We start from the raw sequence: 12208 nt of genomic DNA on the forward strand, positions 1-12208 counted from the left end.
ATCCACCGGTGGGCGCCGCACCTTCTTCTCGTTGCCACCGGTGGTCGGGGCGTCGCTGGTAGTGGCGCCGGTGGTCGGGGCGTCGTTCTCCGGGGGGAGCGGGACCGCAGGCGCCCGGCCGGATCCCGGACAGCTCTGCCCTCCCACCTTGTGGGAGGCGATGAGTCCCTTGCCGATGGGCAGTGTCAGCCGACAAACCGAGCATGTGCCGAGTTGCACCGCTTCCCCCCGTACCCCTTGCCGCGAAATGAGCAGACTGTAACCGATGCGCCGGCGCCTCGGGTCGGGCGGGGCGGCCGGGCCCATCGCCGTCTGGCTGCGGTCATGTCTCCAGCGTGGCGTCCTGTGGCTTGGCGTGACCAGTGGTGACGCGCTGACACTGGTGTCGCTCACACCGCGGGGGACATCGGGATACGGCGCTCCGCGGTCACCTGCCGACCGACGCGCCCCCGCACGGCACCGGTCCCGAGAGGTCCGGGTCGCCGAACTCCGCCCGCAGCGCCTGGAACGCCGTGACCTTGTCCTCGCCGAAGCGGCGGACGTGGGTGGCGTACTCGGCGGCGGTGAGGAACGCCGACGGGCGGGACTTGGTGTGGAACTTGTCCGCGTACATCACCAGCCGCTCCTCCTCCGTCACCGCCAGGTAGTCGGCGGGGGGCAGCGGGAGGCCCTGGCTGAGGATGTCGTGGCGGGTGAGGCCGACGCCTGTGTGGTGGGAGCAGAAACGGCGCAGCGGCTCGGGGTAACCCTCCTGCTCCAGGATCTCGTGGCCGAGCAGTCCGTGCCGGATGTACCGCGCGTGGTCCAGCCGTCCGTCGGCGTCGTAGAGGCGGTAGACGCCGATGTCGTGGAGGAGGCAGCCGGCGCGGACCAGGTCGGCGTCGAGGTGGCTCAGGCGCGGGGCGGACAGGAGCTGCCGGGCGACGCCCCAGACGATCTCGCAGTGCGTGTGGACGAGGGCGAACGCCTCGGCGGTGGGCGCGTACTTCTCGTGCAGCGCACGGATCTCGTCGGGTCCCGGAATGCTCATCCGGCGAGCGTAACAACCGTCCTGGGCCGGCCCGGGCCCGGCCCCGTGCGGACCGGGCCGGCTCCGGTCATCCGATCGAGCACTCCTTCGCACTGAGCGGCTTGGTGCTGCCGGCCGGTCTGCTGCACAGCACCTTGGTCTCCGAGGTGCCCCGGGGGGTCCTGCGGACCCGCTTGATCACGATGCTGTGGCCGCGCCGTTCGCCGTACAGCGGCGCGTCGGTGAAGTCGATCGTCCCGGTGGCCATCCCGTCGAGCTTCACGCCCCTGAGGTTCACCCAGGTCGCCGCGCGGCTCTGGCGCACGTCGCCGAGGCTGGCCGCCCAGTAGAGCGCACGGGTGGCGTCGTGGGCGAGCGCCGTCTGGCCGCTGGCGAAGTCGGCGGAGTCGTACGTGACCTCCTTGCCCTCCAGCCAGGGGAGGTACTTGGAGGCTTCCTGGTAGAAGGCGGTGGCGGACGCCGCCTCCTTCAGCTCGGCCAGCGCGGCGTGGTAGAGCGTGATCCGCGGGGCCACGCCGTCACGGCCGCCCGTGCCGGAGAACCTGGCCTTGCTCAGGTCGTCGCCGGTGAGGATGGAGATCTCCCGGTCCGCGCAGCCCGGTTCGGTGCCCAGCTGGGTCATCAGCGGACCGATGTCCTCGACCCGTCCGGCGAAGTAGATCACCGAGGGGACGTTCCCGGCCCGGCAGATGCTCTCCGCGCGCTGCCTCAGTTCGGGCTTGCCGTTCGCCACCCGGTAGCGCTGCTCGGGCAGCATCCGGAACCTTTCCTTGGACAGCATCTTCCCGCCGTAGGCCGCCTGTTCGCCGGTGTAGCGGTCCTGCGAGTCCTTGGTGTCGCGGGCCAGCACCAGCGCGTACGGGTCCTTCTGCCGGGCGCGCAGCTGCCGGGCGACGTAGCCGAGCGCCTCCGCCTGGTGCTCGTCGGGAGCCGCGAGGCTGAACCAGTTGGAGAACCGCTTCGGCAGGTAGGTCGCCGAGTTGGTGCCGGAGACGATGGGCAGTCCCACCGTGTGCAGCCGGCTCGTGACGTAGGTGCTGCTCTGCAGGTCACGTCCGAAGCCGACCACCCCGACGACGGTCGGGTCCCGGTCGGCGTACCGGGCGATCGCGTCCGCCGTCACCCGCTGCTGTCCCATGTCCACACCAGCGTTGGCGAGCAGCACCCTGAGTTTCACCGTGTAGTTCTCGTTGACCACGCGCTGGGCGAGGTACACGCCGGCCAGCTCCTCGGCGCCCTTGACGAGGGAGGAGTCCGTCGCGGAGGAGCTCAGCGGTCCCGCGTAGACGACGGTGACGTACGTGCCGGGGTGGTGCTGCAGCACGTCGGCGTTCTCGGCGCGCACCAGGTCCTCCAGCTCACGCATCCGCTTGCCGTCCCCGTCGGCCCCGCCCGTGAGGTACGCGCCGAACCGGACGTCCCCGGTGGCTATGCCGACGCACTCCGTACCGCCGCCGGGCGCGGGACGCCGTACGGTGTCGCGATCGGCGCTCAGCAGGCCCGCCGAGCAGTACGCACGGTGCAGGTCCAGGGAGTGCACGACACCCGCGGTGCCGACGAGGACGAGCACGAGGACCAGGCTGTACGCCGACCACACCACGCGGGCCAGGGGCGGACGGTGTCTGGCACGCACGCACCGCCAGTCCGTCTGCCGCAGCTGCACCAGCTCGTCGCCGGGCAGCGGCACCCTCAGCACCCAGGGCAGGGCGTTCGTCCGGCTCGGCGACTGGTCGGCGCGGAGGTTCCCCGCCCACTCGTCGTACCAGTGCCGCAACCGCTGCTGGAGGCGCCAGGGCGGGGGCTGCGGCCGGCCGGCCGGTGGCTCCGCGTCCGTGCCGCGGTCGAGCAGCGCCGCGTCGCCCGTCGCCACGCCCGCCACGATCAGCAGCGGGTCCAGCTCGCTGCGCCGGCTGCGGACGTCGCTGACCGCCCTGATCAGTTCGACGCCGCCGTTCTCCCGGCTGATCCGGCGCAGGAACAGCACGGGTGGACGCGTCCGCTTGAGCCCCCGCAGGTCCCAGCTGCCGCGCCGGTGGTTGTCCCGCAGGTCCTCGAACAGCGCCAGCACGTACAGCTGGAGCGGGAACGGGCCGCCCTCCCGCATCGCCTCGGCCACGTCGTAGGCGCGGGCGGCTATCGCCCTCCAGGAGTTGACGGGGCGCAGCAGCCGCACGCTGGTCGACCGGCGGCGGGCGGCGGACTGGAGGAACGTCGTGGTCAGGAACCACCGGCTCTCCCTGCGCAGCCACAGGAAGAGGGGAGCGCGTCCGGGTACGTGGTTGAGGCCGGCGAGCAGGATCATCAGCCCGATGCCCGCCAGGGCGGCGACGTACCACTCGGGGCGGGTGAGCAGCGCGGTGAAGGCGCCCAGGATGCCCATGGGCAGGAACTGCTGCACGTCGTTGAGGAGCAACTGCCGGTGCCAGCGCGAGGGCCTGCGGGGCCGCCAGCGCTGCCGGGCCAGGATGCGCAGCAGGTGCGTCTGGGCCTGCTCCCGCTGCGCGTTGCCGTCCGGTGTGCCGGTGGGCGCGGTCGGCCAGTGCTCGCGCATCTCCGGGGCGTCGGTGGCCTCCTGGAGGGCGCGGACGAGGTTGAGGCGCGGAAAGGAGTAGGGCCGGTAGGCGGCGGACCGGCCGCCCCACTTGCGGGAGTCGCCGAGGTCCCACAGCAGCCGCGTGGCCCTGGCCAGGGGGTCGACGTCCCCCGGCTGGGGCTCGGTCGGGGCGACGGCCAGGCGCGTCCCGTGGCGCTGCTGCCCCTCGCGCAGCTCGTCGATGAGTTCGGTCACGCGGTCGTCGTCCGCGGGGTCCTCGGCGTGCAGCACGATGACCGGCATCGGGCGGTCGCCGGTCCGGAAGTCCTGGATCAGGGACTCCAGCTGCCGCTGGACGTCGATTCCCGCCTCGGTCGACATGCCCGGGTGATCACCCGGGCAGTCCTGTGGGAAGCCGTGATCACGGCCTTGCATGGACACCCCCCGTGGTCTGAAGACACATGTGTCACAAGCGCTCTTGAGGATATCGCCCGGCGCTGACAATTCGTTCCCGGCGGAATGCTGCGCGGGCGGTGGCGCGGGGGGCTGTGCCTCTTCAGCGGGGGAGGGGTGCGCTCTTCTTACGGGTGATCAGAAGCCGCTGCCCCATGGATGCGGGTGCCGGGCGCTTGCCTGAGCGGGGGTGTGCCCGGAGCACGTCGGGGTGAGCGGTCGGGGGTCGGGGGGGGGCGGGGAGAGCGGTGGTTCCGGCCGATGTCCGGCCTGCGGGGGTGTCGGGGGCCCGGTGGGGGCGGTTCCGGGCAGGTGGCGACCGTTCCTGGCGGAAGCCCGGGGGCCTCTTCCGCCGGGGAGGGGTGCGCTTTCTTACGAGGGGTCAGGAGCCGCTGCCCCATGGACGCTGGTGCCGGGCGCCTGTCCGGGGGAGCCGTGGGATCGGGGGAGACCGTTGGCCCCGGCCGGTGTCGTCGGCCTGCGCGGGTGCCGGGTGCCGTCAGCGGCCCGGCTGGGTCGGTACCCGGCGGGTGACGACCGCGCCTGACGGAACACCGGGGGCCGTGCCTCCTCGGTGAGGGGAGAGGCCCTCGGCGGTACCGCCGGTCAGCGGCCCGACGCAACCAGTTCCCGTGCCGGCCGCGTCGGTGCCGGACACGTGGTCCGCGAGTTGCGCCACAGCCACAGCACGTCCCGTCCGAAGGACCACACCAGCGAACCCAGCGCGAGCAGGACGACGGCGAGGCTGGCCGCGGCCGGCAGCAGCCGCGCGCCCGCGACCAGCAGGCAGATGCCCTGGATCGCCGCGACGGTCTTGCGGGCGAACGACGGCGGCAGCGGGGCCGTCAGCCAGGGCGCGAGCCGGGCCGCGGCGACGAACGCGTACCGCATGCCGCCGATCAGCAGGACCCACGGGCCGAGCTGCGTGGACACGTACACGCTCAGCACCAGGATGAGGAACGCGTCGACCTCCATGTCGAAGCGCGCCCCGAGCGCGGAGCAGGTGCCGGTGCGGCGGGCGACCTTGCCGTCCACGCCGTCCAGCAGCAGGGCCACGGCGGTCAGCGCGACCAGCAGCGTCACCGGCGGCGCGCTCTCGAAGGAGTCCGCGACCAGCGCGGTCACCCCGCCGACCAGGGTGGCCCGGCCCAGCGTCACCCGGTTCGCCGGGCCGAAGGAGCGCAGCCGGGAGCGGTGCACGGCGCGGGAGAGGACCGCCCAGGTGGCGATCGCGAAGGCGAGCCCCGTCAGCCAGCCCACCGGCCCCATGCCGATCGCCGGGCCGAGCAGGGCCAGCAGCAGGATCTGCGCTCCCGCTCCCAGAGCGGTCTCCTGCTGGAGCCTCGCGTCGTACGTGTTGTTCAGGGCCACCGCACATCCTCCGGCCGAGTGACAGAGTCGATCAACGCCGCGTACTGTGCGCGGCCTGTGCACAACTCGGTACGTGAACAACTTCCCGATCGTTCAGGAGGATGCCGATGAACCGTTCGGCACGCGCGTTCTGGCTCCGCTCGCCCGGCCACGGAGAGCTGCGCGAAGTCACCCTCGCGGAGCCCGCCGAGGACGAGGTCCTGGTACGGGCGCTGTACTCCGGGGTCAGCCGGGGCACGGAGACCCTCGTCTTCCGCGGCGGCGTGCCTCAGAGCCAGCACACCGTGATGCGGGCGCCGTTCCAGGAGGGCGACTTCCCGGCACCGGTGAAGTACGGCTACCTCAGCGTCGGTGTGGTCGAGGAGGGACCGGCCGCGCTGACCGGCCGTACCGTCTTCTGCCTCTACCCGCACCAGAGCCGTTACGTCGTCCCGGTGAGCGCCGTCACCGTGGTGCCCGAGCGGGTGCCCGCCGGGCGGGCCGTGCTCGCCGGGACCGTCGAGACCGCCGTCAACGCCGTGTGGGACGCCACCCCGCTGCTCGGCGACCGGATCGCGGTCGTCGGCGGCGGCATGGTCGGCTGCTCGGTCGCCGCGCTGCTCGCCCGCTTCCCGGGCGTACGCCTCCAACTGGTCGACGCCGACCCGGCCCGCGCCAGGACCGCCGAGGCCCTCGGCGTCGACTTCGCCGCACCGGCCGACGCCCTCGGCGACTGCGACCTCGTCGTCCACGCCAGCGCCACCGAGGCCGGCCTCACCCGGGCCCTGCAACTCCTCGCTCCCGAGGGCACGGTCGTGGAACTGAGCTGGTACGGCGACCGGCGCGTGAGCCTGCCGCTCGGCGAGGCCTTCCACTCCCGCCGGCTCACCGTGCGCGGCAGCCAGGTCGGCACCGTCTCCCCGGCCGCCCGCTCCGGCCGCACCTACGCCGACCGGATGGCGCTCGCCCTGGACCTGCTCGCCGACCCGGCGCTGGACGCGCTCATCACCGGGGAGAGCGCCTTCGAGGAACTCCCGGACGTGATGCCCAAGCTGGTCTCCGGTGAGATTCCCGCCCTGTGCCACCGGGTCAGGTACACGGAGACGGCCTGACCTGAGAAAAGAGTGAGCGACGGCTGAACAGGGGGCAGCGGGGAGCCGTACTACACGGCATCCCCCGGCGGGCAGGGCGGGGGACCAGACGCGCCGCACCTGGAGGGTCGTCCGTTGTTCAGCATCACCGTCCGCGATCACATCATGATCGCCCACAGCTTCCACGGCGAGGTCTTCGGACCCGCGCAGCGCCTGCACGGCGCCACGTTCCTCGTGGACGCGACGTTCCGCCGCGAGCAGCTGGACGAGGACAACATCGTGGTCGACATCGGCCTGGCCACGCAGGAACTGCGTGCCATCACCGCGGAGCTGAACTACCGCAACCTGGACGACGAACCCGAGTTCGCCGGCGTCAACACCTCCACCGAGTTCCTGGCCAGGGTCGTCGCCGACCGGCTCGCCGAACGGATCGCGAAGGGCGCGCTCGGCGAGGGCGCCAAGGGCCTCGCCGGGATCACCGTCACGCTCCACGAGTCGCACATCGCCTGGGCGAGTTACGAGCGTGGCCTGTGACCGACCTGACCGTGGAGCGGGCCCGGCTCACGTACGTGCCCGCGCAGCCCACCGCCGCCCCGAACGCCGGAATCATCCCCATGTCCCTGCGCAGTGTGCACTTCGTGATGCCGGGCGGCGTCGACGACCCGGCCGCGCCCAGCGGCGGCAACGCCTACGACCGCCGGGTCTGCCTGGACCTGCCCGGTTTCGGCTGGCAGGTCACCCGGCACGCCGTGCCCGGCACCTGGCCGCGCCCGGACGCCGGCGCCCGCGAAGCGCTCGCCCGCACGCTCCGGAGCCTCCCGGACGACTCCGTCGTCCTCCTGGACGGCCTGGTCGCCTGCGGAGTCCCGGAGACCGTCGTCCCCGAGGCGGGGCGCCTGCGCCTCGCGGTCCTCGTCCACCTCCCCCTCGGTGACGAGACCGGCCTGGACCCGGCCGTCGCCGCCGGCCTGGACGCGCGCGAGCGGACGGTGCTGCGGGCGGTCCCCGCGGTCATCGCCACCAGCGACTGGGCGGTCCGCCGGCTCGTCTCCCACCACGGACTCGCCCCCGACCGGGTGCACGTGGCCGCGCCCGGCGCCGACATCGCGCCTCTCGCCCCCGGCACCGACGGCGTCTCCCGGCTGCTGTGCGTGGCCGCCGTGACCCCGCGCAAGGGCCAGCACCGGCTGGTGGAGGCGCTCGCGGCGGTCCGGGACCTGCCGTGGACCTGCGAGTGCGTCGGCGGCCTCGGCCACGACCCCGCGTACGTGGCCCGCCTGCGGGAGCTGATCGACGGGTACGGTCTCACCGACCGCCTGCGCCTCACCGGCCCCCGCTCCGGCGCCGACCTGGACGCCTCCTACGCCGCCGCCGACCTGATGGTCCTCACCTCCTACGCCGAGACCTACGGCATGGCGGTCACCGAGGCCCTCGCCCGGGGCATCCCCGTCCTCGCCACCGACGTCGGCGGACTGCCCGAGGCGGTCGGCCGCGCACCGGACGGCGGGGTGCCCGGCATCCTCGTCCCGCCGGAGGACCCCGCCGCGCTCGCCGCCGAACTGCGCGGCTGGTTCGGCGAACCCGACGTGCGCCGCCGCCTCAAGGCCGCGGCCCGCGGCCGCCGCGCCGCGCTCGACGGCTGGGCCGCCACCGCCCGCAGCCTGGCGGCGGTCCTCGGCCGCCTCCCGGAAGCACCGCGGAGGACGGCGTGAGCGGGCACCGGGACGCGGGCGGGGAGAGGGTGCCGGTCCGGAGGGAGACGAGTGGGCCGGGTGACGGAGAAGTGGCCGTCCGACCGGGTGCGGACGGCCTGATCCCGGCTCAGCCCGGATCCCGGGCCGGGGAGTTCGTACGGGGAGCCGCGCGTGCGCGGAGCGAGGAGGTACCGGGCGTGGAGACCGTGGGCACGCAGGTGGACGCGCAGGCGCGCGCCGAAGACCCCGCCGGTCAGGGGGCGCCCGGCGCCGCCGGTCCGGTCATCCCCGGTGCCGGGCCCGTGGCCGGCACCGGCGAGCAGGCCACCGTACGGCTGCGGGACGGCGACCCGGAGGAGCCCGCGCGGTACGCGCCCGAGTGGCTGAGGCTGCGGGAAGGCGCCGACGCCGCGGCCCGCGCGCAGGAACTGCTCGATCCGCTGCGGATCCGGCTGGCCAACCTGCCGCGCCGCTCCGGCGGACTCGTCGTGCACGACCTGGGCTGCGGCACCGGTTCGATGGGCCGCTGGCTCGCACCCCGGCTCGACGGCGCCCAGCACTGGATCCTGCACGACCGCGATCCCTACCTGCTGCACTTCGCCGCCGTGGCCTCCCCGCGCGTCGCCGCCGACGGCAGCCGCGTCACGGTCGAGACCCGGCGCGGTGACGTCGCCCGGCTCACCCCGGACGCGCTGGCCGGGGCCTCGCTGGTGACCGCGTCCGCGTTGCTCGACGTGCTCACCCGGGAGGAGATCGAGGCCCTGGCGGACGCCTGCACGGGCGCCGGCTGCCCGGCGCTGCTCACCCTCTCCGTCGCGGGACGCGTCGAACTGGCACCCGAGGACCCGCTGGACGCCGAGATCGCCGAGGCGTTCAACGCCCACCAGCGGCGCGCCGGGCTGCTCGGCCCGGACGCGGTCACCTTCGCCTGCGAGGCGTTCGCCGAGCGCGGGGCCACGGTCCGGGTGCACGCGAGCCCGTGGCGGCTCGGTGCCGAGGAGACCGCGCTGACCGAGCAGTGGCTGCGCGGCTGGGTGGGCGCCGCCGTCGAACAGCGGCCGGAACTGGGCGACCGGGCCGAGGCGTACCTGAACACCCGGCTCGCCGCCTGCGCGGCCGGCGCGCTACGGGTCACCGTCCACCACACCGACCTGCTGGCCCTGCCCCGGCCGAGGGGCGCGGCGACGTGAACGGGCGGACGACGGCCGCGGGCACGAGGGCGCCGGCGGGGGAGGAGGTCACCGCCACGGACGCGCGTACGGCGACGGCGGGCGAGGACATCGGTACGCGCGCGCGTACGGCACCGCCGGAACCGGCGTGCGCGGCCCCCGATCCGGCACCGGCGCCACAGGCGTGCGCGGTCCCCGCGCGCCCGCGCGTGCCGCAGGGGCGGGTGCGTGGCGCGGACGCGGCGGCCCCGGACCCGGTGGCCACGCGGCCGGGCCCGGCACCGGCGGAGCCCCACGCACCCTCCGCCCCCCGGCGCCGTGACTCCCGGGCCCTGCGTACCCACGTCGGCACCCTCGTCGGGGCCGGCATCCTCGGCGCGCTGTTGTGGCGGCTCGGCACCGGTGCCCTGCTGGACGGGCTGCGGCGGATCGACACCGTCTCGGTGCTGGCGGCCCTGGCCATCGGCGGGGTCACCACCGTGTGCAGCGCGTGGCGTTGGCAACTGGTGGCCCGGGGCCTGCGGCTGCGGCTGCCGCTGGGACCGGCCGTGGCCGACTACTACCGGGCGCTGTTCCTGAACGCGGCGCTGCCCGGCGGGATCCTGGGCGATGTGCACCGGGCGGTCCGGCACGGGCAGAGCGCGGGCGACGTACGGCGCGGGGTGAAGGCGGTCGTCCTGGAGCGGGTCGCCGGGCAGATCGCGCTGGCCGTGGCGGGCGCGGCGGTGCTGCTGACCCTGCCGTCGCCGGTACGCGCCGAGGTCCGTGCCTTCGCCCCGCTCGCGGTGGCGGCCGCGGTCGGCGCGCTGGCCGTCGTCCTCGCCGTCCGGATGAACCGCCCGCCGGCCCGCCGGCACGGCGCGCTGCGGCGGACCCTCGGCGAGGCCCGCCGGGGACTGGCGTCCCGGCGGAGCGGGCCGGGTGTGGCGCTGTCCTCCGCGGTGGTCCTGGCCGGGCACCTGGTGATGTTCGTCGTGGCGGCCCGGGTGGCCGGCTCGGCCGCTCCGGTCGCGGTGCTGCTGCCGCTCGCGGTGCTGGCGCTGCTGGCCATGGGACTGCCGCTGAACGTCGGCGGTTTCGGCCCCCGCGAGGGCGTCACCGCGTGGGCGTTCGGCGCCGCGGCGCTCGGCGCGGACACCGGTGTCGCGGTCGCCGTCGTCTACGGCGTACTGAGCTTCGTGGCGAGCCTGCCCGGCGCCGTCGTCCTCGTCCTGCGCTGGTACGAGACCCTGCGCACCGGGCCGGCCGCGCCGGTGCCCGCACCGTCCGCCACCGGTACCCCCGACGACCGCCCGCCGACCGGGGCCGCCCCCACGGGTCCCGGTCGGCAGGCGGCCGCCGGCCGGGCTCAGTCCCGGTCCGGGGCCGGGGTGAGCAGTCGGAAACACGGGCCGAAGGATTCCGCCAGGCTCGCCAGCAGTTCCTTCCCCTTTTCCGCCGAACCCAGGGAAGGACGGCCGATGACACCCGATTCGGTATAGGCGGACATTCCCACGGTGAGCAGATGACGACGGTCGTCGGCGACGAAATCGGCGGACTCGTGACCAGGGCGGACGAATTCGGGGTGAGCGTGCAGCAGAATCGAGGTCTCGATTTCTCCCGCGTGCATGTCGGTGAGCAGCGAGGTGACCACCCCGGCCCGTTCCCGCGCCGCCTCCCAGTCCTCGGCGGCCGGGAACAGCGCCATCCGCTCACCGCGCGCGGAGGCCTCCTGGACGACGTTGCCCAGCACGTAGTTGCCGCCGTGCCCGTTGACGACGACCAGCGCGTCGACACCGGAGCGGCGCAGCGACGCCGCGATGTCCGTGACCACCGCGTGGAGGGTCACGGCGGAGATGCTGACGGTCCCCGGCCAGGCCGCGTGCTCGTGCGAGCAGGAGACCGTCACCGGAGGGAGGAGGTGCACCGGGTACGCGGCGGCGATCTCCCGCGCCACGGCGCAGGCGACCAGCGTGTCGGTCGCCAGCGGAAGGAACGGACCGTGCTGTTCGAAGCTCCCGACGGGAAGGACGGCGACCTGTGCTGACACGCCCGCCCCCCGGGTCCGTACGTCCTCGGTGGTGTCCGTCGGCAGCACGCCGCTCACCACCCCGTACGCCGCCGTCCGCGCACCCGAACCACTCATCTTTTCACGGCCTTTCGTCTCTGTTGAGGAATCAGATCATGACAGAAAACACCGGCGTCAACATCGGCGTACTGGGCAAGAAGTCCCCGCGGCGTTCCGGCGCGGAACGCGTCGTGAATGCACCGCTGCCCACCGTGTACGGGAATTTCCAGGCGGTCGGTTACCTGGACCACGACCGCGGTGACGAGCAAGTGGCCCTGGTGTACGGCGAGATCGGCACCGAGAACGTGCTGACCCGGCTGCACTCGGAATGCCTGACCGGGGACGCGTTCGGCTCCCGGCACTGCGAGTGCGGGGACCAGCTGGAGGCCGCCCTGCGCGCGGTGGCCGCCGAAGGCAGCGGCATCGTCGTCTACTTGAGGGGACACGAGGGCCGCGGCATCGGTCTGCTCGCCAAGCTGCGCGCGATGGCGCTCCAGGCGGAGGGCCTGGACACGGTGGAGGCGAACCTCGCGCTGGGCCTGCCGGTCGACGCCCGCGACTACGGCGTGGCCGCGGAGATCCTGCGTGACCTCGGGGTCCGCTCGGTACGGCTGATGTCCAACAACCCGCGCAAGCGGGAGGCGCTGGTCCGGCACGGCGTCCAGGTCGCCGAGCAGGTGCCGCTGCTGATCGAACCGTGCGAGAGCAACATCACGTACCTGCGGACCAAGCGGGAGCGGATGGACCACCACCTGCCCCATCTGGACGCCGTCGCCCACGGCTCCTGAACGCCCGGTCGCCGGTTCGGCGGGCCGGGTTCCGGAAAGGATCAGACGACGGA

General features: G+C 74.1%; 9 protein-coding genes and 1 pseudogene. 6 read left to right on the forward strand and 4 right to left on the reverse strand.

From position 1 onward, the window contains the following. Window positions 1-427: 427 nt before the first annotated feature. The 3 genes from AB0946_RS37235 to AB0946_RS37245 form a co-directional block, all read right to left on the reverse strand. Window positions 428-1030 (reverse strand): HD domain-containing protein, encoded by a 603-nt coding sequence (locus AB0946_RS37235; RefSeq protein WP_366765153.1) that lies wholly within the window; start codon window positions 1028-1030, stop codon window positions 428-430. Between the two features lie 67 nt (window positions 1031-1097). Further along, entirely contained in the window at window positions 1098-3944 is a 2847-nt protein-coding gene (locus tag AB0946_RS37240; protein WP_366765154.1) for an ABC transporter substrate-binding protein, read from the reverse strand. A gap of 678 nt (window positions 3945-4622) precedes the next feature. Beyond that, window positions 4623-5387: a CDP-alcohol phosphatidyltransferase family protein gene (locus tag AB0946_RS37245; protein WP_366765155.1), complete on the reverse strand. Its 765-nt coding sequence runs from the start codon at window positions 5385-5387 to the stop codon at window positions 4623-4625. Window positions 5388-5494: 107 nt separating this feature from the next. On the opposite strand from AB0946_RS37245, the gene AB0946_RS37250 reads away from it, so the two are divergent. The 5 genes and pseudogenes from AB0946_RS37250 to AB0946_RS37270 all read left to right on the forward strand — a co-directional run. Beyond that, window positions 5495-6478 (forward strand): dehydrogenase, encoded by a 984-nt coding sequence (locus AB0946_RS37250; RefSeq protein ID WP_366765156.1) that lies wholly within the window; start codon window positions 5495-5497, stop codon window positions 6476-6478. Window positions 6479-6592: 114 nt separating this feature from the next. Then, window positions 6593-6991, forward strand: a complete 399-nt coding sequence (locus AB0946_RS37255; RefSeq protein WP_366765157.1) for a 6-carboxytetrahydropterin synthase — start codon at window positions 6593-6595, stop codon at window positions 6989-6991. Beyond that, window positions 6988-8169, forward strand: a complete 1182-nt coding sequence (locus AB0946_RS37260; RefSeq protein ID WP_366765158.1) for a glycosyltransferase family 4 protein — start codon at window positions 6988-6990, stop codon at window positions 8167-8169. The genes AB0946_RS37255 and AB0946_RS37260 overlap by 4 nt, the downstream gene beginning before the upstream one ends. A 179-nt stretch (window positions 8170-8348) precedes the next feature. Beyond that, window positions 8349-9341 (forward strand): class I SAM-dependent methyltransferase, encoded by a 993-nt coding sequence (locus AB0946_RS37265; RefSeq protein ID WP_366765159.1) that lies wholly within the window; start codon window positions 8349-8351, stop codon window positions 9339-9341. 236 nt (window positions 9342-9577) lie between these two features. Continuing rightward, window positions 9578-10504, forward strand: a pseudogene (locus AB0946_RS37270) (lysylphosphatidylglycerol synthase transmembrane domain-containing protein); the annotation flags it as partial. A 164-nt stretch (window positions 10505-10668) separates the two neighbouring features. Here the strand turns inward: AB0946_RS37270 and AB0946_RS37275 are convergent. Then, on the reverse strand, window positions 10669-11445 hold the full coding sequence (locus tag AB0946_RS37275) for a creatininase family protein (RefSeq protein WP_366765160.1): 777 nt from the start codon (window positions 11443-11445) through the stop codon (window positions 10669-10671). A 38-nt stretch (window positions 11446-11483) separates the two neighbouring features. On the opposite strand from AB0946_RS37275, the gene ribA reads away from it, so the two are divergent. Further along, the gene (ribA, locus tag AB0946_RS37280; RefSeq protein ID WP_171150985.1) at window positions 11484-12155 is read left to right on the forward strand and encodes a GTP cyclohydrolase II; all 672 of its coding nucleotides are present in this window, start codon (window positions 11484-11486) and stop codon (window positions 12153-12155) included. Window positions 12156-12208: the final 53 nt, after the last annotated feature.

The sequence above is a fragment of the Streptomyces sp. NPDC046870 genome, from assembly GCF_040704595.1.
GTDB classification, from domain to species: domain Bacteria; phylum Actinomycetota; class Actinomycetes; order Streptomycetales; family Streptomycetaceae; genus Streptomyces; species Streptomyces argyrophylli.

Excerpts from the sequence above, each read along its gene's own strand:
- AB0946_RS37275 (WP_366765160.1), bottom strand. The coding sequence starts at position 11,445 with ATGAGTGGTTCGGGTGCGCGGACGGCGGCGTACGGGGTGGTGAGCGGC.
- ribA (WP_171150985.1), top strand. The coding sequence starts at position 11,484 with ATGACAGAAAACACCGGCGTCAACATCGGCGTACTGGGCAAGAAGTCC.
- AB0946_RS37250 (WP_366765156.1), top strand. The coding sequence starts at position 5,495 with ATGAACCGTTCGGCACGCGCGTTCTGGCTCCGCTCGCCCGGCCACGGA.
- AB0946_RS37235 (WP_366765153.1), bottom strand. The coding sequence starts at position 1,030 with ATGAGCATTCCGGGACCCGACGAGATCCGTGCGCTGCACGAGAAGTAC.
- AB0946_RS37240 (WP_366765154.1), bottom strand. The coding sequence starts at position 3,944 with ATGTCGACCGAGGCGGGAATCGACGTCCAGCGGCAGCTGGAGTCCCTG.